The sequence below is a fragment of the Bradyrhizobium sp. LMTR 3 genome, from assembly GCF_001693485.1.
GTDB lineage: Bacteria > Pseudomonadota > Alphaproteobacteria > Rhizobiales > Xanthobacteraceae > Bradyrhizobium.
This window is the reverse complement of the sequence record NZ_MAXC01000033.1, coordinates 1-21,244: the sequence shown is the minus strand read 5'-3', so window position 1 is coordinate 21,244 and position 21,244 is coordinate 1. Positions and strand designations below refer to the sequence as shown.

At 57.7% G+C, this 21,244-nt stretch carries 21 protein-coding genes and 1 pseudogene; 13 read left to right on the top strand and 9 right to left on the bottom strand.

The window, feature by feature from the left end:
* The first annotated feature begins 40 nt into the window (after positions 1–40).
* A complete protein-coding gene (locus LMTR3_RS20825; RefSeq protein ID WP_065746907.1) occupies positions 41–1,309 on the top strand; it encodes a DUF892 family protein in 1,269 nt (422 codons plus the stop codon).
* 8 nt (positions 1,310–1,317) lie between these two features.
* On the opposite strand, the gene LMTR3_RS40355 is transcribed toward LMTR3_RS20825, so the two are convergent.
* A complete protein-coding gene (locus LMTR3_RS40355) occupies positions 1,318–1,899 on the bottom strand; it encodes a DUF6894 family protein (protein ID WP_502686657.1) in 582 nt (193 codons plus the stop codon).
* Positions 1,900–3,374: 1,475 nt separating this feature from the next.
* Here LMTR3_RS40355 and LMTR3_RS36710 point away from each other — a divergent pair.
* Complete coding sequence (locus LMTR3_RS36710; RefSeq protein ID WP_084029773.1) at positions 3,375–3,893, top strand: septal ring lytic transglycosylase RlpA family protein; 519 nt, start codon at positions 3,375–3,377, stop codon at positions 3,891–3,893.
* A 694-nt stretch (positions 3,894–4,587) separates the two neighbouring features.
* Here the strand turns inward: LMTR3_RS36710 and LMTR3_RS20815 are convergent.
* Positions 4,588–5,586: a zinc-binding metallopeptidase family protein gene (locus LMTR3_RS20815; protein WP_065746905.1), complete on the bottom strand. Its 999-nt coding sequence runs from the start codon at positions 5,584–5,586 to the stop codon at positions 4,588–4,590.
* A gap of 760 nt (positions 5,587–6,346) precedes the next feature.
* Positions 6,347–6,871 (bottom strand): DUF421 domain-containing protein, encoded by a 525-nt coding sequence (locus tag LMTR3_RS20805; RefSeq protein WP_065746903.1) that lies wholly within the window; start codon positions 6,869–6,871, stop codon positions 6,347–6,349.
* 180 nt (positions 6,872–7,051) lie between these two features.
* On the opposite strand from LMTR3_RS20805, the gene LMTR3_RS20800 reads away from it, so the two are divergent.
* The 4 genes and pseudogenes from LMTR3_RS20800 to LMTR3_RS40350 form a co-directional block, all read left to right on the top strand.
* Positions 7,052–8,335 (top strand): DUF892 family protein, encoded by a 1,284-nt coding sequence (locus LMTR3_RS20800; protein WP_065746902.1) that lies wholly within the window; start codon positions 7,052–7,054, stop codon positions 8,333–8,335.
* 59 nt (positions 8,336–8,394) lie between these two features.
* Entirely contained in the window at positions 8,395–8,661 is a 267-nt protein-coding gene (locus LMTR3_RS20795; RefSeq protein WP_065746901.1) for a hypothetical protein, read from the top strand.
* A 553-nt stretch (positions 8,662–9,214) separates the two neighbouring features.
* The gene (locus LMTR3_RS20790) at positions 9,215–9,598 is read left to right on the top strand and encodes a PRC-barrel domain-containing protein (protein WP_065746900.1); all 384 of its coding nucleotides are present in this window, start codon (positions 9,215–9,217) and stop codon (positions 9,596–9,598) included.
* 791 nt (positions 9,599–10,389) lie between these two features.
* A pseudogene (locus LMTR3_RS40350) lies at positions 10,390–10,621 on the top strand (IS110 family transposase); the annotation flags it as partial.
* Positions 10,622–10,799: 178 nt separating this feature from the next.
* On the opposite strand, the gene LMTR3_RS20775 reads toward LMTR3_RS40350, so the two are convergent.
* Positions 10,800–11,429 carry a phasin family protein gene (locus tag LMTR3_RS20775; protein WP_065747338.1) on the bottom strand — a complete coding sequence of 210 codons (630 nt, stop codon included), beginning with the start codon at positions 11,427–11,429 and terminating at the stop codon, positions 10,800–10,802.
* Positions 11,430–11,629: 200 nt separating this feature from the next.
* Here LMTR3_RS20775 and LMTR3_RS20770 point away from each other — a divergent pair, with 200 nt between their 5' ends.
* The 3 genes from LMTR3_RS20770 (at position 11,630) to LMTR3_RS20760 (ending at position 14,079) form a co-directional block, all read left to right on the top strand.
* A complete protein-coding gene (locus LMTR3_RS20770) occupies positions 11,630–12,631 on the top strand; it encodes an alpha/beta fold hydrolase (protein ID WP_065746898.1) in 1,002 nt (333 codons plus the stop codon).
* 438 nt (positions 12,632–13,069) lie between these two features.
* A complete protein-coding gene (locus tag LMTR3_RS20765; protein WP_245319958.1) occupies positions 13,070–13,282 on the top strand; it encodes a 4-fold beta flower protein in 213 nt (70 codons plus the stop codon).
* A gap of 560 nt (positions 13,283–13,842) precedes the next feature.
* The gene (locus LMTR3_RS20760) at positions 13,843–14,079 is read left to right on the top strand and encodes a hypothetical protein (protein WP_065746897.1); all 237 of its coding nucleotides are present in this window, start codon (positions 13,843–13,845) and stop codon (positions 14,077–14,079) included.
* 832 nt (positions 14,080–14,911) lie between these two features.
* Here LMTR3_RS20760 and LMTR3_RS20755 read toward each other — a convergent pair.
* The 3 genes from LMTR3_RS20755 to LMTR3_RS20745 form a co-directional block, all read right to left on the bottom strand.
* Positions 14,912–15,181 carry a hypothetical protein gene (locus LMTR3_RS20755; RefSeq protein WP_349643814.1) on the bottom strand — a complete coding sequence of 90 codons (270 nt, stop codon included), beginning with the start codon at positions 15,179–15,181 and terminating at the stop codon, positions 14,912–14,914.
* Positions 15,182–15,652: 471 nt separating this feature from the next.
* The gene (locus LMTR3_RS20750) at positions 15,653–15,976 is read right to left on the bottom strand and encodes a hypothetical protein (RefSeq protein WP_065747335.1); all 324 of its coding nucleotides are present in this window, start codon (positions 15,974–15,976) and stop codon (positions 15,653–15,655) included.
* 85 nt (positions 15,977–16,061) lie between these two features.
* The gene (locus LMTR3_RS20745) at positions 16,062–16,514 is read right to left on the bottom strand and encodes an Hsp20 family protein (RefSeq protein WP_065746896.1); all 453 of its coding nucleotides are present in this window, start codon (positions 16,512–16,514) and stop codon (positions 16,062–16,064) included.
* 506 nt (positions 16,515–17,020) lie between these two features.
* Between LMTR3_RS20745 and LMTR3_RS20740 the strand changes: the two genes are divergently transcribed.
* The 4 genes from LMTR3_RS20740 to LMTR3_RS20730 all read left to right on the top strand — a co-directional run bounded on the left by LMTR3_RS20740 (position 17,021) and on the right by LMTR3_RS20730 (position 20,420).
* Positions 17,021–17,245, top strand: coding sequence for a helix-turn-helix domain-containing protein (locus LMTR3_RS20740; protein ID WP_065747334.1), 225 nt, complete (start codon positions 17,021–17,023; stop codon positions 17,243–17,245).
* 77 nt (positions 17,246–17,322) lie between these two features.
* Positions 17,323–17,499 (top strand): hypothetical protein, encoded by a 177-nt coding sequence (locus LMTR3_RS38630; protein WP_176721958.1) that lies wholly within the window; start codon positions 17,323–17,325, stop codon positions 17,497–17,499.
* Positions 17,500–18,539: 1,040 nt separating this feature from the next.
* Complete coding sequence (locus tag LMTR3_RS20735) at positions 18,540–18,941, top strand: hypothetical protein (RefSeq protein WP_176721957.1); 402 nt, start codon at positions 18,540–18,542, stop codon at positions 18,939–18,941.
* A gap of 1,137 nt (positions 18,942–20,078) precedes the next feature.
* Positions 20,079–20,420: a DUF6894 family protein gene (locus tag LMTR3_RS20730; RefSeq protein ID WP_349643818.1), complete on the top strand. Its 342-nt coding sequence runs from the start codon at positions 20,079–20,081 to the stop codon at positions 20,418–20,420.
* A gap of 185 nt (positions 20,421–20,605) precedes the next feature.
* Here LMTR3_RS20730 and LMTR3_RS38625 read toward each other — a convergent pair whose 3' ends face one another.
* Positions 20,606–20,779 carry a hypothetical protein gene (locus tag LMTR3_RS38625; protein WP_176721956.1) on the bottom strand — a complete coding sequence of 58 codons (174 nt, stop codon included), beginning with the start codon at positions 20,777–20,779 and terminating at the stop codon, positions 20,606–20,608.
* A gap of 170 nt (positions 20,780–20,949) precedes the next feature.
* Positions 20,950–21,244 (bottom strand): hypothetical protein (locus tag LMTR3_RS38945; protein ID WP_210184723.1); only part of this gene is annotated, 295 nt, incomplete at its 5' end.

Genomic DNA, 21,244 nt, shown 5'->3' with positions numbered 1-21,244 from the left:
CCGTTCGGGATGATATTCTCTCTGGCTCCCGAGGCGCTCTATGTATCACCATGTCAAAAAGCTGATGTTCACCGTCCGCGTCGATGAACCGGACCCTCGTTTTGGCAATATGCTTCTTGAACAGTTCGGCGGCGCCAACGGCGAACTCGCGGCCGCGATGCAATACTCGATTCAGGGCCTGAACTGCGAGGATCCGGATCGCAAAGATCTGCTGATGGATATCGGCACCGAAGAACTGAGCCATCTCGAAATCGTGGGCACCCTTGCCCGCATGCACCTCCAACCGACGAAGTTCGATCGTCAGGCGGCCGAAGCCGATCCCCTGATTGCGATCGCGGGCGGCGGCGGAGTGAATCTGTTCAATTCCCAGGGCAACGCCTGGACTGCCGATTATCTCAAGATCACGGGCGAGCTTGACGTCGACCTGCGCAGCAACATCGCCGCCGAAGCCCGCGCCAAGATCGTTTATGAGCGGCTGATCAATTTCTGCGATGACGCCGGCACCAAGGACGCGCTGCAGTTCCTGATGACCCGGGAAATTACCCACATGAAGGCCTTCGCGTTGGCGCTCGAGAGCATGAGCAAGCCGGCCTTCAGCATCGGTCGCATCGCGCCGACGCCAGGATTGGTCGACCAGTTCTTCAACGGCTCCACCGGAACGGGAGAGCATGGTGAGATCGACACTCGCGGTCCATGGAACGAGGGCAACGGCTGGGTTTTTACAGAATCGCCGGCCATACAGGCCGAACCCGGCGCCTCTACAGAAATCGTTACGGAAAGTTCGCCGCCGGCCGAGCAAGCCGGCTTGAGCGACCTGTTGATCGATGAGCTTCGTGACATCCTTCACGCCGAGAAGCAACTTACGAAGGCGCTTCCCAAAATGGCGGAAGCCGCGCGCTTCGATCAATTGCGCGAACTCTTCGAGCAGCATCTCGTCGAGACCGAGAATCAGGTGGAGCGCATCAATGAGTGCTTTGAGCTCCTCGGCAAGACGGCTCGCGCCAAACCTTGCAGGGGCATGATGGGGCTTGTCGAGGAAGGCCAGGAGATCATGGCGGAAGGCGAAGAAAAGGAAGCGGCGGCCGCCGACCTCGCGCTGATCGGGGCGGCGCAGCGCGTGGAGCACTATGAGATCTCGGCTTACACGACGGCGAAGAACCTTGCGCAGCAATTACGCCACAGCGCGGTCGTCACGCTGCTGTCGAAGTCGCTGGCAGAAGAAGAGAACTCGGATCAGTTACTCAACCAGGTCGCCCGATCGCTGATGTCGGTAGCAAAAATGCCAGCCGCGATTGAACAGGCCGAATAAGACAGAATTCAGTCCTTCGAAGAACGCCTCGCCGATCGGCCGACGCGCATGCGTGAGGAAGCCGAATCGCTCCGAGCGTACAACGACGCTATCGAACGGAAAGCGGGACGAGCCGAGACCGGCTCGCATATGAGCGAATGGCCGGCCCCAGGACTGCAACCACTGCTAGGTCCATTGTGTTGTTCCGAGAGCGATTTAGGCACTTTGCCGCGATCCGGCCGCGCCCGGCCGCGGTATCGATCACGCGGAGGTCCCCAACGTGGGCGCGGCTGAAACTTGATCTGCGACGTGGAAGGCGTGGCATTCGAATATGAGGTACTGAACTGAGTGGCAGGGGCGGCGCCGTAGTGCTTGTACCGGTCAACCTCGAACGTGAGCTTAACCTGTAGCAAAGGCCCACTATCATCCCGGACCTCGATTGCCATCCAATGCTCCGCTCCGCCGTATCGCGTCCAAACGGCATCCCGGGCCATATCCGCCAGTGATCGAGCGGCCTGTTCCTGCACCGCCTGGATGGAGGAGAGTTCCAAACCCTCATCGTCAGGGGCGAATTCGTCGCCTTCTCGTATGTCAAAATAATAACGGGGCATTCGCGCCTCCATCTCTCCAAAGATTAGGAAAGCAGCAGGCTCGGGTCTGTTCCTACATCACGAACAGTGGGATGACTTCCTTTGAACCATTTTGCGGCGGGCAGTGACATAGTTTTTATGCGAGAGCGCGACTGCGCTCCCGCCATTGAAAATAGCGTGCGCCGTGCAGCAATTGCCGCAAGAGACACCAAGCCACTGCCCCAAATGCGATGGGGTCCCTCGCCTCTACCTGCGCATGCCGAACACAAAAAACCAATCCACCGTCTACGTCTATCGCTGCGTTCGCTGCGACACGCTGATCTGGGTAGACGAAGGCCATGTTTCGGCCAACTGAGGCGGCTTAGTCCCCTCGCTCAAGTTCGCGTTTGACCACCGTGACTGTCGTCCCTGCGCGGTTGAAAATGACGATCGGGCGCGTTGCATCGGTCAGGATCGCTCGGCTGTCTCGTTGAGCCTTTCACCGGCCTCGAAGTCGAAGTCTTCGGGGTCTTCTTTGCAACAGTTGAGTTGGCCTTTACTATTGCGGTCGGTTTTCACCTGCGCCTTGAGCTTGCTAAATAGCGTATCCGCGTCCGTGACCTCTTCGCCGGCCGAGCTGCTGCCTGATAGCTGTCCGCATCGTTGAGCATCCAAACCGATCCCTTTGCTTCGGATCGGTTAGGAGCTCGCCGGAAATGAATTTTCGGAGGAACGATGTTGCCCTAAACGTATTCCGGCTCTGTGCCGATTGGACTACGGCACTTGCACCAAAAGCTCAAAGTTCGATTCCCCCCAAACTGACGGCCCCGGCGCTCCAGGGGCTGCTTTTTGTTTGTGGGACGTCGGTCAGGCGCAATGTAGCTTATTAGTCAGATAGCAGCGCTCAGGTCGGCGGCTGCCGTATGCGCGTATGGAAAGCCGTGTGCATTGAAAAATGCCCGCACGGTTTGGGGGGAGGCCTAGGGATATCCTCTTCGAGGTTCCCGCGCCTACCCTACCGAGACGCGGCGCGGCTCGGTTCACGAGAGCCCGGTGCGGCAATTGCTGCACGCGTAACGGTACTTGCCCGTCACGTGAGCCACGCATCAGTATGAGCCAAGGCAGGGCAAGCGCAATGGGGCGGGCGCGAAACAGCGCAACCCCGGTCCGCCGGCTGGCACAAAGCCGGCACGCTCCTCTTCCGCGCCGTAACCGAATGCGAAAAGAATTCAGGACAAAGCCTAACCATGCCGGGAGAAAATCGCCATCGACAGGGACAATCGCGCCGTTGAAGTAATGCAGGCGAGCAACGATAAGCCTGCTTTGAGGGATATCCGCGCGAAACGAGACAAAGACTCTGCTCTTGTTGCAGCGCCTCCAAGCACGCCAACGTCCACAAATCTCGAATTCATCGGTACCGTACCACCGTTATTACGCAGGCAGCTCTACATCTCGGAGGAACACAGCTTCACGGGATTACATTGTCTTTTTGTTTCTCATTGTTCGTGAGGTTGATCATGCGTCTTCTGTTTAGAATAGTCGCGGCTGCGATAATCCCGGCTTGGTTAGGCGTCCATGTAAATTCTGCTGCAGCACAAGACTTCAATGATAGATGGTCTATTATTCCGAAAGCCCGCGCGGAACCGGCTCCTGAAGCACCCGACCAAACGAAGCAGAAATCACCAGACCCGCCCCAGAAAGCACAACAACCGACGCAATCATCCGAAGGTCGCTTAGGTCCTCGATCTCCCAGTCGGGCCTTCTCCGGAAAAGCGTCCTTCTATTCGTATTCGAAGCGCAAAACGGCTAGCGGCGCGACTTTCGATCGGTATGCCATGACCGCAGCTCACCGCAGCCTGCCCTTCGGCACAAGAGTTCGCGTAACTGATCTTGCCAGCACCAAGACAGTGATAGTGCGTATTGTCGACCGCGGTCCCTGGATTCGCGATCGCGTCCTCGACCTTTCACTCGGTGCCGCACGCACTTTAGGGATCACGGAACGCGGCGTGGCTCAGGTTCGCGTTGAGGTGCTTTGAACACGTCGCCACGGCTTCGTCCCCTTCCAGAGCCACGTGATGCCGCCATAAGCGGACATTGGACGAGGTCAGAAAGGGCCAGGCCGATCATCGTCCTCAGTCCATATTCTTACTGCTGCTTGATCTGAATGCCATGGCCGGAGCAGTTCAATGGGCGACAATACGTGCCAAAATGACTGATTAGCCCTGATCTGTCACCGTCCTTTCATTCCCAGCGTCCCTCACACTTCCGCCACGGCCGATCAGGAACGCGCGCTTTGACTCTCCGGATCGTAACAGTGGATTGGATGGCCCGCGTGTCTAGCCCGGAACCACACCGCCGAAGCAGCTTCGGCCCGCGCCTCGCCGCGAAGCCGGGAACTAATGATCCAAGTGCATGTTGGCTAAGAATAGGAGCCTAACGATGCGTCCGCCTAAACCTCGTTACTTCCGCAATCGGCTCGACTTGGCCGATCGCGTCCAGGTTCGTGTGCTGCGCAAGAGACTACGGGTTTCCGAGACCGAGCTTACTCAGGTCGCGTTGAAAGTCGGCAACTCAATCTCAGCCATAAACAAGGAAGTGAATCTTCAACAGTCAGACCAACTATCCACCTGAACAGTTCGCCGCTGCTACAATCGCAGCTTCCGACAACGCGGACGCATTTCTGAAATCGACCATAGCCATCGCCAGTCAATGGGCAGTGGCGAAACGGCGTTAGAGATTCACCGGCGAGTGCGGAGACCCGCTAGGAAATTGCCCAATTGCCATATGAACAAGATGCAGCTTGCCGATGATAGCTGGAGCCAGTTCAAATGGATATGCATCGCCCAGCCCCAACGATCGGTTCAGTTCGTTGATCGAGCGGGCGACGGGCTTCCACGACGCCAGTAGCGCCTCGAAATCGCTTTCAAGATAAGGATCTTTCAGGACCTGCTTCGTGCGATCATCGAGCGCCAATGGCAAGCCAGCCAGCGTATCGAGGGTCGACACAATATGAAGGAAGTGAGCGAACGTCTCGGCCCAATCCTCCCAAGGATGCGAGGTCGCGTATTCACTGATAAAGCTCTTGCGGTCATAGGCACTCTCGGCGCGCTTGTAATAGCGATCGAGAGCGCCATGATAGTCCTGCGCAGCGTCTCCGAAGATCAGATTGAAGGGGGCCCGTAGTTTAGAACCCTCGACCAGCAGATCCCAATAAAAGTGGCCAATCTCATGTCGAAAGTGACCGAGTAAAGTACGGTAGGGCTCCCTAAAAGCTGCGCGACGTGACTCGCGCTCGACGTCATCGGCCTCCGCAAGGTTTAGCGTGATGAGACCAGAGAGATGGCCTGTCAGAACTGGTCCCGTCTCTTCCGAGAGAATATCAAATGCGACTTGGACACCGGTTCGCGAAACGAGCGGGAGCTGGAGACGGCGTAGATCATACACCAGACGACGCTTAGCTTCTTCTACTCGCCTCCAAAGCAGAATATTCCGAGGAACGGAGAGGTTGGGTATCGTGCGATTGAAGCAGCAGGAGCTACAATAACGACCACCGCCCTCAACCGACCAGTTGCAGCCGATGATTTCGCGATTGTCGCAGGGGCTTCCACCCTGAAGCCGTGCGATCTTCAGGGTGGCGGGGTCAAATAACAATCGATCGCCGCAGGATGTGCATACGCATTGTTCGAACGACACTTGCTCTTGACAGGATGGGCAGTGAAACTCTCGCACTTAACTTAACCCCCGACGATCGACTGGGAATTCCTTGAGCGAAGGCGAGCTAACAAGCACTCTCGCGACGTTACTGTACTTCGCAATGAGGCGTGACTTGCTTCCGAACGCGCTCAGACGTCTTCTTGCCTTTATGTCTTCCGCTCTGCCGAGCAACAACCGTTGCTCTTTTAGAGGACTTCGCCTGAGAAAGCCGCCTTGGCCGAACTTATCTTGTTCGACCGTGGCTTCTGCTTCTTCGTGGAGGCGCTCACGGCAATCGGATGAACTTCCGATAGTCAGACAGGCTGCGTTACCATCGGTACTGTGGTTCGTTTTGCCCTGGCGAGAGAACGCGGCGTTAATTTGAGGGTTCCTCATTCGAGTCCGGTTCGACGCAGGAATTCGAACCAATGACCCTCGGTGCCGGACGACCACTGTCGATCATCTTTTGTCTTTGAGTTCGGCTTCAGTTACCGCGATAGCAGCTTGAACAGATCATAGGCTGCCCGTCCCTTCCATCCGATCGCCGTGTTAGCGTGGCCAGCTTCCCACCCAATCTGGGATTAAGTGGAACGCCGTTAGACGCTTCAGCCGCGCGTGGCCCCCGATACGCAGCCGGCGGTAACCAAGCCATTTGATCGCGACGCAAGGCTCACCGCTGAAGGGCATGAATCCGCGTTAGTGTCGCGCCACACATCGGGCGTGCAGAACGCGCGTCACGTCGCGCTCGATACTACGTAGGCGAGGAATGCTTCCGCTTGTGCGCGATGCTATCACGCTATGTACGGTTTTCGACGTTAAATCCGGTGGCTTGCGGTTTTTCACGCCGCAGTACGCTGAGGCGTCCGTCGCCTTCCAGCTTAGCGAGCGCTACTTCGGCAACCTCCCGGACTTGCTGTTGACGCAGCTGAGATGAGAGTTCGTCCATCGATAGCATTTCCTTGCGCATTGCCTCTTCGACAATTTTCCCATCGCGGATCAAGGTCAGAGAAGGAGGTCTTAGGAAAGGCCTCAAGGCCGGGAACCGGAAAGTCAGCCAGTCGATAAGATATTCCCAGGCTACAACGGTTGCCACGAGGACCAGACCTTCGGTGACGGATTGATATTCCTTGCCAAGCCCGTTCTGCGCCGCGTCCGCAATCAGCACTATCACCAGCAGGTCAGCCGGCCCAAAGTGCCCCGCTTGGCGTCGCGCCATAAAGCGAAGGATCAAGAAAAGGCCCAGATACATGAGGGTGCCCCGGACTACTATTTCGGCGATGCCAAGGCTCGGGACGAAGACGCCGTTCCAGTCAATCTGCATAACAAAGCCCTCGCGTTTCGAGGCCAACGCCTACTGAAAAAGTCGAGTTCCTGGCGCCGCTGCGTATTCGACGTCCAACAAGCGTTCCATGCGCTTTGCGGGGTCAGCATAGCTCGAGGCGATTCTTAGGAACGAACGATGCCTTGAATACTTTTTTCCGAAAGAAAATCGGAGGTCTCCATGTATCACCACGTCAAGAAACTCATGTTCACCGTACGCGTCGATGAACCAGATCCCCGCTTCGGCAACATGCTTCTCGAACAATTCGGTGGCGCGAATGGTGAATTGGCGGCCGCGATGCAGTACTCGGTCCAAGGTCTCAACTGCGAAGATTCCGACCGCAAAGACCTCCTGATGGATATTGGAACCGAGGAGTTAAGCCATCTCGAAGTGGTCGGGACGCTAGCGCGGATGCATCTCAAGCCTTCGAAGTTTGACCGGCAGGCCGCCGAGGCTGATCCGCTGATTGCGATCTGCGGAGGCGGTGGTATCAACCTTTTCAACTCGCAGGGCAATGCCTGGACAGCGGACTACCTGAAGATCACAGGCGAACTTGACGTCGACCTGCGAAGCAATATCGCGGCGGAAGCGCGCGCCAAAATCGTTTACGAGCGGCTGATCAATTTCTGTGACGACGCCGGCACCAAGGATGCGCTGCAATTCCTGATGACGCGCGAAATCGCTCACATGAAGGCGTTTGAAATTGCCTTGGAAAGCATGGGCAAACCATCCCTCAGCATCGGCCGCATTGCCCCGACACCCGGCCTTGCCAATCAGTACTTCAATGTCTCGACCGGCAGGGGCGATCACGGCGAGATTGATGCCCGCGGTCCATGGAACGAGGGCAATGATTGGGTCTTTACCGACTCTCCAGCCGTTCAGACTACTGAAACACCTGCCCCATCAATCGTGGCCGAAAGTTCGCCGCCCGACGACGTCGCAGGCCTTCAGGATCTCCTGATCGAAGAGCTGCGCGATTTGCTTCATGCTGAGAAGCAGCTGACCAAGGCCCTGCCCAAGATGGCGGGGGCAGCCCGGTTTGACCAACTTCGCGAACTCTTCGAAATCCACCTGACAGAGACCGAAGCCCAGATCGAGCGGTTGAACGAATGCTTCGATCGACTTGGCAAGACCGCCCGCACAAAGCCCTGCAAGGGAATGCAGGGCCTCGTTGCAGAAGGTCAGGAGATCATGGAGGAGAATGAGGAGAAGGAGGAGAAGGAGGACGCGGCGGCGGACTTGGCGCTGATCGGCGCTGCGCAGCGCGTCGAGCATTACGAGATCGCTGGCTATACGAGCGCCCGCAATCTAGCCTCGCAGCTCCGACATAGCGCCCTTGTCGTATTGCTTTCGAAATCGCTTGCGGAAGAGGAGAATTCAGATCAGCTGCTGAACCAGGTCGCGAGGTCTCTGATGTCGGTAGCGCGTATGCCAGCACCGATCGAGCAGACTGTTGAGGATTAGATGGTGAGCGCAAGCCTGCCGCGCGTTGGCGGGCCGTGCTTTTACATAGGAGAAACAGCATGAGGCTGATCGCGATATTCTTCGTTTTGCTCAGCAGCTTGTCTTTTGCTTTGGCACAAGGCAATCCCAGCGGACGCGGTTCAACCAAAGGCGACCCCGCAGCCAGCTCAGCCAATCCGAGCGCAGCACCGACCGAAACCACCGGCTCCAGTTCTTCGCGCAGTGGTAGCGGCACATCCACATCCGGCGGCAAGGACGACAACATGAACGGCGGACGCGATAAAATGCCCCAGAGCGATATGTCGGTGAAGCGAAACCGCCAATAGTTGATGCATTGGTGCAACTGCGAAGACGCGTGCGCCAAATCGACCGCGCGTCTACGGCTAGAATGGCAATGATGTTTCTTAGGAACGATGCCGCCCTGAATATGTTGCCCGTCTGTGCCAAGTGGAAACAGCACTAGTACCGCAAGCTTAATACTCCAAACTGACGGCCCCGGGTTTCGGGGCCGTTTTTCGTTCTGTAGGACCTTATGACGCTTTGCGGGAGTATAGGTCTTATCGTTTCGGCGGCTTTGAAGGGCACCCCGGATGCTTCACTGCGCTTGGCTCTCGATGCGGAGCCGGCGGTAACCTCATCTTTGTGGCCGGCGAACGCAGCCATCACCTCGGCCTTCTCGCGCTTCGGGCTTTGCCGCTCCCGCTAGAAGTCCGCGGCGCCTCTGCCGGCTGATGTGCCGCGCTCATCCCGACTTGCGGTTGTTAATTCGGTGTCTGCGACGATAGATCGGTAATGAGCGCTGAAATGTTCTTGGAAGCAGGAACGCCCCCATTCGGGTCGAGTTAATTCGATCAAACCCACCTTTGAGGGAGCCCAGTCATGGCCCGCGCAACAGCACATCCGGATCATCAATGCATCTCGAGCGAAGACATCCAAGGAACCGAGGTTTATGGAGCAGATGGAAAGAATATCGGTGAGATTGATCACCTCATCATCGACAAGGTGTCAGGCCGCGTAGCTTATGCCGTCATGAGCTTTGGCGGATTCGTTGGGTTGGGGCACAGCCATTATCCCATTCCTTGGGCTGCTCTTACCTACGATACGTCGCTTGGTGGCTTTCAAACCGCTATCACTGAACAACAGCTGAGGGACGCGCCAGAGTTCAGTGATGACTCGTGGCAGGACAGAGACTGGGAAACGCGCACCCACCAGTACTACGGGACACCGACGTACTGGGAGTCACGAGGTGGCATGATACGCTAGGCAGCGCATCTCCAGCTAAGCGATAAAAGGCCCCAGCGCTCATAACACTGTGGGCCTTTTTGTGGCCAACCGGATGCCTGCTTAGGGCTCACAAGGAGATCTAACCCCGAGTCTCGACTATCGAGAAACAACGCTTTGCGACCAGTGGGCCTGACCATCGGTGCCGCTCTGTATTGCCAGACAGTCGACCTCTGCAGACCAGATCGTAGCCAGATTGAAGGAACCAGCGAAGATCTATGGACGTTTTCCTGCATCCCTCATTTCGAGCGAGAGACAACCTCAAGCAGGAGGTTCAGATGTCCACACGCATAGCAATCACAGCAGCATTCGCCCTTATCCTCGCGGCGCCAGCGTCTGCTGATTGTAACCAAGAACTGAAAGCGCTCGAACAGAATGTTGTAGCCGCCGGGACCGGCGCGAGCACGAGCGAAACGGGAATGCCGGGGACCAAGCACCAAGAGGAGGTTCTGGCCGCCAAGCAAAAGAGCGGTGAGCCTGAAACCACCGGCTCAACGGCACCGGCTGTGACTCCCACTTGACCGCATCAGGAGCAAGTTACCAAGCGCGGCACCCAGAGCGCCGAAAATGCCAACCAGCTGATTGCCGAAGCCCGCAAGTTGTCCGCGGCTGGCAACGAGCAAGAGTGCATGAAGAAAGCGGCAGAGCTCAAGGACGTTCTGGGAATCAAGTGAGCGTCAAAAGGCGCGACTTCCGCTAATGGGATGGACGGGCTGCTTTCCCCACGGGGATAGTCTGCAAAGACTACCCCGCAGCATCCGGAGAAGCAGCCCATGGACACCACCTCTGCACCCTTGGCCTCGGTCGGCATCGACATCGGGAAGGAAGTCTTCCACGTCGTTGGTTTTGGCACGGACGGCAAGATTGCTTTTCGTCGTAAGATCAAGCGACTGGCGCTCGTTGAGACCTTCAGACGGCTGCCCCCCAAGCGTGGTCGGCATGGAGGCGTGCCTCAGCGCCCACTTTGTCAGCCGGGCGCTGCGCCGACTGGGGCACCAGCCGCGCACTTCTCAGACCGGGGCCCGAGGTCGTTTGAATTTATCCACTCGTTGAATTAGCAGCAGACCGCCTATACCGCGTGATCGCATCCAGAGGCCGCCTCCGTGGATTGGTCTTCCGCATGCCTAAACCGCCAGAGCGGCCGACTGGTCGGCGCTCTTTTCAATTCGCAATTAAACCTCGCCTAGGCCGCCCGTCCAATCTCCTCCATACTTTTTTTGATATGCCTTCCGGCCTCATCGGCCATCTTGAGCGACATGTCCGCAATCCGTCGGCTGCTCTCCAGAGCGGTCTCCACCGTCTCTCGCACCATGTCACTCTGTATAGCGGCAAAATCCTGAGGAGTCCGGCAAGCCCATAACTCGTTCATGCGGCCCACGTTCTTCTCAACTTGATGTCGAATCATTTCGAAGTACTCTTGAGACATTCCACTCATCGCCTTGGCAGCAGCGGTGCCGGTGTAAAGTATGGTTTGCGCGTTGCGAGCTGACCGCTCCGTTGCCTCTTGCACACCTTCTCCTGACAGGCCAAGCGTGCGACCAAACTGCTCGGTAGATCGGCCCATGACTGAGGTCGCCGCGTCCAGGCCGAAGCGACATGCGTTCTGCAACGTCTCGACGTTTTGCTTGATCAGATTGGCACTTGCTCGAGCCACCTCCTCCCCAGCTTCAGCCGCAGCTTGCCCAACACGCGCTGTCTGATCGGCTGCAGCTTGTCCGATACGACTGGTCTGCTCAGCGGTCCTCTCGCCGGCCCGGCGGGTTGCGTCTTCCATACCTTGTGTAGACTTTTCCTCCTGGCGTGGATTTGTCATCTTCGTTCTCCGGTGATTAATGACTTGCCTCAACTCCCGCACGAGCAACGCGATCTGGATGCGACCGTTCCCAAGTCTGCTAGGCTTTTCCGCGATCATCGACGTCGCTTAGGAACATGGGCTACGTAACATAGTTATGCTGCAAACGGGCGCTTCGACTGCCGTATTCGGCAGGCTACTCACGTTATGAGGCTCACCAAATGCACTCAGCTGAAATCGTTTTCATTGTTGTGAGCATTCTTCTTGTTCTAGTGATCGGAAACATCGTGTTCTCGTTCGTAGCTGAACGGAAGAACCCGCCCATCGGTAGTTTCATCGAGTGTGACGGCGTGCGGCTTCATTTCCTCGAGCGTGGGGATCCGGTAGCGCCGAGCGTCGTGCTGTTCCATGGCAACGGCTCGTTGATCCAGGATCTCATCATCAGCGGGCTTGTCGACCGTCTTGCTCGCCACAACCGGGTTCTATGCTTCGATCGGCCAGGCTTCGGATACAGTCAACGGCCCCGCGCGCGCGCATGGACCTCGACATCCCAGGCGGCGCTGTTCGTGAAGGCCCTTGGCCAACTCGGTGTGCGCGAGCCCGTCGTATTGGGCCACTCATGGGGTGCGCTAGTTGCCGTCGCCATCGGATTGCACGATAACTACCCCGTCCGTGGTCTTGTGCTTGCCTCCGGTTACTACTTTCCGACACGGCGGTGGGACTTCTGGATGATGTCAGGTCCAGCAGTGCCGGTGTTGGGTGATTTGATGCGCTACACCGTGGCCCCGATTATCTCGTGGGCCACACTGCCTGCATTGCTTCGTAAGCTTTTCTCGCCTCGCCCCGTTCCGGGCAATTTCAGGTATCGCTTTCCAGCCTCGCTGACGGTTCGGCCGAAGCAACTGAGGGCGGCGGCGGAGGAAAGCGCATTTCTCATTCCGGAAGTGGCGCGACTGCAGTCCCGCTATTCAACCATTCAGTGTCCGGTCCATATTTTCCACGGAACAGGGGACCAGCTTATCGAACCCGAGCAGGCCCGACGTCTACATCAAGTGCTCGGCCACTCCGATCTGCATCTCGTGAATGAGGCCGGGCATATGGTGACTTATGCCGACGATGACACCATTGCGCAGGCCGTCGACAGCCTGAGTGCGCCTAAAGAGCCTTTGCGGATCATCTCTTCAACGGATGAGATCGGCACAGCAGACACGAACGTTGGGTAGCGGCGCTGCCGCGAGGTGCGTGACGTGTTCGACTCGAGGTTGGCGTGATCTTGCGAGACGCAAGACGCTAAGCGTACTGCGTTTCGGAACGATGGTCGACGCCCTAGCCGCTCAGGATTGCCGCGTCAATTCTCCTAATAAGTTTTCAAATACACGAAATGATGCTGACAGAAATCCGGCGAAAAAAGGACCTCCGCCAATTGCCGCAGGCAAAAGCCGTCGCTGGGCTGAGCCAGCAGCGATCTACGCATTACTCAGGATGAGCTGCGCGAGTGCTCAGATCGTAGTCGGGGCGGGTCGAGACCAAAATGCTGCGCTATCGATTCGTTACATCTTGCCTGTTTTTCCCGGTAAGCTCAAGTTCGCGCTTGTTGATTCGAGTGCGCAGCGACACAGTCCATTCCGGCATGCTCGAAAAAATCGGCCAGAGAAGAGCGGATGATGGACGGCAAGGTCTACAGCAGCGACGGGCATCATGTTGCCCACGTCCGAGGAAACCAGATCTACGATCTGGCGGGTAAGAAGCTCTATGATCTCCGAGGACAAAAAATCTATAAGCCTACCGGAGAACTGGTTGGATACCTTAACTCCGCCGCCGGAGACAGACGGCTGGACAAATCCGCTGACAGGTTGTTCGGAACACGAAAGTAGCCGTATCGTCTTCAGCCTGAGGCAAAGAAGTGAGCGATGATAACAACGACTTTGAACAGGCAGATGCGGCAGCTGATGCAGCACTAGAATATGCCCGCAACCTGCCGCCGGGCCTTGCTCGCTCTCAGGCCTTCAAGGAAGCTGGCCAGCTACGGAGTGCGGCCGATCGATTGCAGCCCCCAAAGTTTGCGCCTCGCGGTCGCCGGCCCAAGTAGTCTGAGGCGATACGGCCACGTCAGAAGGCGGGGGGCCGCTGCAAGACCATGGCCGGAGGACAGGTCAGCAGCCTCGCAACATCAACCGCGTGCAGCGGCTGTAGGGTCACTCGCTCGGCCTTTCATTCAGATCGATGTCGTCAATCGCACCCTGTATCAATTCGTGCAACGCGATCAGCGCGTCGCGCTTCCGGGAGCGATGATCGCCCGACCATGTACGGCTCGGCTTGCGCGCGTTTGTGTCCTAATCCCCACACTGGGACTAAAAAGCGTCTGTTTGTTGCTTTTCGAACCGACAGGTCAAATGCGGTTCATTCAATGCTCTGGTCGGTTGGGAGCCAATAAATGGATCGTTCAATTATTGCCGATGTTCCGCGCGACAAATATGTCGAGCGATGTAAGCAACGAGCCTTCGATTATCTCGACCGAGGCGACCTCAGAAACGCGGTCGCCTCGTTCGTCAATAATATGAATGCCCGTCCCGATTGCGAATTGCCACACCACTTGGCCGCGCTTGGCGATTTGCTGCTGATGAGGAACGATGCGCTCGGCTGGAAGGCGCTGATCGAGGAGTTTAGGTGACGATTTCGCCCAATGCCAGACCGGCGTCTATTTCGGCCGCTGGATCATAGTCGGGAAAGCCGAGCATGCGCTTGTTCTACGCCTCGCAGGCGAGCCGGTCGGCTTCCTTGCGTGCTTCCGTGTCGAACTTGCCGTGCAGTACGCTCAATCGCCGCCAAGGAATTAGGAACTCCGCCCGTTTATTCCGGTTGCCCGGACATGGATAGTGCACTTGTCACACGCAACCAGTTCAACGTCACCCGGGATGGGGTCGTTCATAAGCCCACCGAAGGCGCCTTCATCCCGGCTCCCGGTAACCCATATTCGGGAAGATTTCGAGTGGGCCAGCTCGCTAATCAGCCCGCAAATGCGAAGGCCTATCCAGTGCCGGATGTTATGAGACTGATGGGAGAATTATGGGAAGAGTTCGTGACTAGCAATCCCGAGCAATATGGTCGAAGCCAAGGCTAGCACCCAGCTCCGGGACGTGGAGCTGAGGCCCTTGGAGGCCAGCCCTTCACCCACAAAGGGCCACGCCGAAGCACGGCACCGGATAGACGTCTCCGGCCACAACCAAAGTTAGCTGCATTAGCAAGCTAGCTCAGATGGCAGCAATCGGTCGGCCCTGACCTCAAGGCAGTTTCACTGGCTTTCTTCATCGATTTCGCATGGAACGGCCTGGCTATCGTCCAGAGGGGCGAGACGCTTCACCACTCGCGCGCCGCTCCAAAGCTCCACCGGTCGCCCCTCGATCAGCTGCTTTGCGTCCGTGTCGCATGTAAACGCGCGGCAGTGAGCGAAACTCCCGTCCGATCCGACAAAGTACGCCTGATACCTAGTGATCGAAAAGTCCTTACTCGGAAAGCTCGAGCTCTGGCGAACGAAGCAATTCGCAAAAATGCGAGGCAGCCTCGTTCTGTCTGATCCTACGCGCAACATCGGCCCGAGCGGGACCAGGCGGCAGCTTCTTAGCTTGCTCGCGCAGTTTCAATGTATCTTGAGCAAGACGCTCTTCAAGTGATTGGGTTTGTTTGAACCGGCGACGCTTGATGACCATACGCTGCTCCGTTCGTTCGAGGAAGGCGGGAGCGCGAAAGGCGTTCTCATCACCGATGACTGCCATACTACCGTGCGGTGATGAGGAAAGTATGTGCCTAACGGACGCTGCTGGGACACAACAAAGGTTAGATGGCCCATCGACTGGACGCCTTCGTGATTTACTCGAGTATCGTCTGTTGAGCAGAGTGCTCAAATGCCGCCCTGCTTCGGCGAGCCACTGACAGCCGAATGTGTGAGGATGCTTCCGCGCGGCTTTGGCGAGCGCTTCCCGTGCCGTTTCGACGATGACGCCGAACGCACCAGGGTCCCCTTTCGTATAGACGTGGTATGGCATGATCAGTCGACCGCTTTTGGTTTTTTCTGACCTAAGCAGGCGTGCCGCACGACAGGAACGCCCGTCTCGGTCATTCCATGTCGTAGGGAACGCGCCTTCCTCCACATACGAACCTCGCGGCGTAGATTTGCGCCGAGGCCTTTTCGATCCGCTCAGCGTCGCGGTGCGATTCGGTCATTTCCATCGTTGTCTCCTTCCTTGTCAGGCTGCCGCTCGCCGCTCGGTTGAACGCAGGCGCATGGGCTTGCCACCTGGCGGGCGGCGCGGGCCGTTCCCGTCCAGCGCGCAAAGCGCTTCGAGAATTTCGTCGATATGAACGGGAGCCTTTAGTTCATCCGGCGCGCGAAGTGCTGGACAAGACGCGATCGCCGAAGCATCGGAAGCCCATGACGCGAGGATGGCGCGCTTCTCGGCCAAGCTTAGTTCCAGATGCGCTACCACGTCGCGCGGGTGCGCGAACACTGAGCCAGGGTGAAGAAGAGAGTTGAAATCGAAGACGTTGTCGTGCGCGGGCGTCGTCCGCATGGCTGCCTCCAATCATGAGACGCGTTAAGGGATGGCCGCGCGGAAATCTCCGCGCGGCAGTGATCGGTCCAAAGCCGCGGGTCGGTTAAGCGGCCTTGCCCTCGATCTGCTTGACCTGCCCGGTGCTTGCGCCCGTGATGGCAATGCGCCGCGGCTTCATGGCCTCGGGAATCTCGCGTTGAAGCTCGATGACCAGCAGACCATTCTCGAAGCGAGCGCCCTTGACCTCGACGTGGTCGGCCAGGGTGAACTGGCGCTTGAACGAGCGTGTCGACATTCCGCGATGCACAAAGGTCTTCTCGTCCTTCTCGGCCTTATGGCCTTCCAACGTCAGGACGTTCTGTTCCACCGTAAGGGTCACCTCGTCCGGTGTGAACCCGGCAAGCGCCACCGAGATCTGGAAGCGGTTCTCGTCGAGCCGTTCGATGTTGTAGGGGGGATAGCTCTCTTCGGCGGTCCGCTGGACCTCGTCGAGCACGTCAAACAGGCGGTCGAAGCCAATGGTCGACCTCCACAGGGGAGTCCAATCATACCTCATAGCCAAATCCTCCAAAGAGCAAGTTGGGTACGAGCTGGCACCGGACACCTTCCGGCGCCCGCCTTGATTTCGGGGCCCCGCAGGCGCCCCGACCGCAACGTCTGCGGCGACAAAAAAATTTGGAAGCCGGGAAAAAGTTTCAAGGAGCAGAACGAAAATTTTTGAGGCTGTGGCACCTTCCGCCTTTGAGGCCCCTCTCCGCTAAGACCCTTCCTGGGCTTAGTAATCGCACAGGGGTGAGGATGCGATATCGCTTCCACCAGACGCTGAGGACGCGGATCGGTTTGCGCTGGCTTGGCCAGATAAAATGGCCCCAGCGCGAGCCGTGCACCGAGGCCATTCAAGTCGCTTTCCTTCTACAGCCAGACAAGTGGGGCCTGTCTGGCGTCCAAAATAGAAGCGGGAAAAGATGGCAACGTCTGTTCAGTACTGAACAAAAGGCTGTTCCGGTGTCTGGCGTTCCATCTGCGAACCTCTATGATACTACCCAAAGCCAGGGGATACCGATGCCCATTTATCGCCTGCTGCAAAATATGCCGATGGGACCGGAAGAGATTGGCCGCTTGACGACCGCCTATGAGCAAGCATTACGCGCCATCGGCATTATTGACCGGGGTGACCCGCTGGCAGAGCTGCTAGCCAGGAAAATCATCGAAGTCGCACAGACGGGCATCCGCGACCCGGCCGACATTGCTGCTCAAGCAATCAAGGAAATCGGCATCGCAACGTAGAAAGCGAGAAGAGATCCTAGCCAGCTCACTGAGACCCGTCTTGGACTGAGGAGTCGCAGCGGGGGACCAGATGCGACATGTCTCAACCCACCACCATCGATCGCGTTCCTAACGAGCCGGCGCTCGACGCGCTTGCGGCTGCTGCCACCTTCTTCACCTCCCTGCAGATGCGACTTGCCCGGTTAGCTGCAGTGTACCGTGAGGCCCGGGTAGCGCGAAAATCGCAGGAGGCTTCAAACTGGAAGACGGGTTGAGACACATTTCGGCGTAAAAATTGAATGTGGTCGCCTCAAGTAGCAAGGCGCGCTTCGGTCGATCGATGAGACAAAACATCCGTTGCATACGGCCCGCCGAAGACATCATCTCTTCCGCCGCTCGAAGAGCTTCTTCAAATCAATGTTCATTCCAAAGGTGCCGGGTCTCAAATTCAGGGCATCTACAACGCGTTTCCAACGAGACGGTTCGCTTTCGCTATTCTCCGCCGGTAGCAGCGCCCTACATTTTACGGAATTATGACATTGACGTGCCTAGCGGATGAGCACCCTTGGACGGGCGTCATTGAGCGCAGCTCCAGCGCACTATACTGCGAGGCGTTTCCGCTTCTTACCGTGGTGTCATGCGCCTGTGGCACACGCATTGCACCTTCCTCTCTGGACGGGGATTTCAGAGCCCAGTCTGAGAAAAGGCGTCGTGACTGGGTCTGTTTGAAACGGCGTCGTTGCTGCATGGCGCTGCTCCATTCCATTCGAGGAAGGCGGGAGCGCAACCGAGCGTTCTCGTCACCGGTAAATGCCCATCCTGCGGTGATGCTTGGACCTTAGTTCCATGCGGAACCTTTGACCGCCCGGCACCGGACTTATGGGATTATTCTTGCGAGGCCCGGGATTTGGGACGCACTAGAGGTCGGGGACATTCCCGGCAGGAACAGTCGCCGGAACCAGCTCCGCAGCGTGCCGTTGATTGATCAAGTCACGAAGCTGGAGCAAACCCATGCGACACCTTTTGGTCGCGCTCCTGGCAGTAAGCGCGCAAGGAGTTCTCCCGGCTAGGTCGGAAGAAACCAAGCCCGCAACCAGTCTCGCCTCACTCGAACAAAACATCACGATGGGTTCAAGCCGGGCCGCTGTTCATCTCGACTGCGAATGGGTCGCGGCGTTGATCAAAGAAGATGAATTCGAGACGCCTGAGACGATTGCGACAATCGAGAGAAATCGCGAAGAACGCGAACGGACCGCTGTAATGGACCGGTAGATTTCATGAAGGAGGCACAGCCCCAGCGGGAGGGCACGGGGGAATGGAGCGCTTAGGAACGAGCCGTGCAGCCATGCGTTCGCCCCCTGAAGAGAGAGGGAACCTCAATATGGATACGGAGAAAACAGATAACGAGAAAAAGCCGATTATCGATCAGATGACTGACATGGCGGCTGAAGCCGCCGGTAACCTCGCCGAGACAGGGGTAAGAGCAGCAGCAAAAAAAGCAAAGCAGGAGGTCGCCAAGCGACTTCCAAGGACCGTCAAAAAGGCTGGCAAAACCATCACCCGAGCTGCGAGTGCACGGAGGGCAAAAAAGGCGACGGCGGGGGTAAGAAAAGCGGCAAAAAAAGCGACGAAGGCGGCTAGCAGGCGAGTCAAAAAGGCGGGGAAGACCATCACCCGAGCTGCGACGTCGAGAAAAAGGAAGGTGAAACGGCGGTAAGGATACGCTCGTTTCGCAAGGCCCGACCAGAATTCCGCGAACCACTACGAAAGCCCCTGCCTCACCCGGCGGGCTTTTTCTTGGGACGATCCGGGCGCTAGGTCAGAGCGGCTCACTTTTACGGAGCGGGCTTCGGAGTCATGGTCCGCCGCCGACGGCGACATAGATGCCGCACTCGCGGCGTCGGAGGCCTCCGGTTAGCGTCGGCGCGCTCGCTCACGGCCGCCCCGTGGTGAGCGGGAGACGGCTCTACTCACGCGGGGCCGTCTCGATTTCGTGGCGTGGCTGTCCCCTCCGGTCTATCCAAACCAACAGATGCTGAGCGGGATCGTTCTCAACAACGGCCCCTGGAGCGCAGGGGCCGTAGTCACAGGAACAGTTCCTTGTGCAAGTGCCGCATCAAACGGCACAGAGGCGCAACCCAGCGGCGACGGGATCGTTCCTAGCGACATCAAAAAACGGCCCCTAATCATCGGGGGCCGTTAGTTTGAGTATTGACCATTAGAGTGTGCCGTTCTCTTTTCGGCACAGGGGCTCAACACGGTCAAGGCGGCCTCGTCCCTTAAGACCGCCGAAACGAAAACGGCCCCCCGGGGGGATCAGGGGCCGTCAGTTCACTTGGAGCAAAGTCAATGTTTGCGTGTGCCGTCACTACCGGCACAGACGCGCAACACAGTCTAAGCCTGATCGTTCCTAAGAAAATCGGCGGATGTTTCGCTAGTGCTCGGTGATATTAGAAGGTGGTTTGGTCGCTCCGTCGAAGCGCTAACTCATATCGGGCTTAAAGCCGTTAGGCATTGCGGGGACGTCGTCCGGATCTGTCGCGTCGACGTTGTTGCAGGCCGGGCAAGGCGCGCCAGCGCCGCCGCAACCGCAGGCCCTTCCACCCAAAAACGGCCGATCTAAATTGTTTTCGCAAACCCACCGCGTATTGTCGCACCTGGCGCAGTACCGCATCGACATTCGCGCTCCAACAAAGCCAATGTCGGTGCAGGCGTTGGGTTCCGGGGGCATGCTGCAGACCTAGCGCGGCTAACTTTTGTTGTAGCGAGAGACACTGTCCGGTGCTGTGGTTTCGGCGTGGCCCTTTTTGGTTCTCAAGGGTGTCTCAGCTTCACGTCCCGAGCTGGGCTCTTGGTGCTCGGCGTGTACGTGTCCAATTTTCCTTTGGAACTATCCGTTGTTCCACGCGCTTCCCCTTCGGTTTCGCTGCTTGGAATCTCGACGCGCATGCCACGCTATTATTTCGACTTGTGCGAGAACAACGAACTCGCCGTCGATGAAGAAGGACTGGAGCTGCCAAACATGCGGGCCGTCCAGATTGAAGCTGCCCGCTCGCTGGTCGATATCGCAAGGCACGCAGTATGGACAGGGGCCGAAACCATCCTTGGTCATCAGATGTCAATCCAAGTCCGCGACGGCAGCGGCCCTGTGCTACAGGCTAAGTTCACCTTCGAACTTGAGAAGCATAGGCAGTAACGCGCGCCAGGCAGAACTAAGAAATCCCGAAATCGCTGGTTCGTTCGTGGAACCCCACCGGGCAAGAGCCGTTAGCCGTGTGTGCCGACCAACGTCCCCGGTTGGCACGTTTCAAGAGCGGCCCCAGCTTCCCCCGGCTGGGGTCTTTTTTGGCGTCGGGCTGTGGGACTTGGGACCGGCGAGGCCTAGGGCGCGTGCTCGCCAGTATCAGTTGATCGAGGGGCGCGCTCGCGCAGCGCTTCCAAGGCAAGGCGGGCGTGGCGCGCAGCCTTGAGATCGCCGGTTTTGTCGATGTACTCAATTGCCCACATCAAATATTGCATAGCGATGACAGCGGGAGGATCAGGGCGAATGGTCATTGCTGGCTATTCGTACAGGGACCTGTTCACGCCGTTCCGATGAGTTGCCCTGCCACTCAGCACAACGATCAGCTAACTTGTCGTATTCCTCAGCGACTCGCAGCATTCGACGCATTTTGCGGGGGTCGTAGCGCAATTGCTTCGCTTTCGCGCGTGTCGCCTTTGCGCGATCACGCCAGTACTTCGGCTGTTTGACTGGATCGTCCATGAGAGCAGGTAGAACCCATCTCACGACGTGCTCCCCAACAATTGTGAAGGTGGGCGAGTTCATGCCGTTCACGATTGGTTGGTAAGTAGAAAGATTTCGGGAAGAAGTGGAAATTGGCGACAGCGGCTAGCACTACTTTGGCAGATTTACTCACGCCGCCGCTCGTTGCAAATCCATTTTCGGCAATGCGGGCATCGCTGCGGCGGTAGTCGAGCGATGAGTTCGAGGATGGCGTGGCGCACGGCTGGCAACGTCGG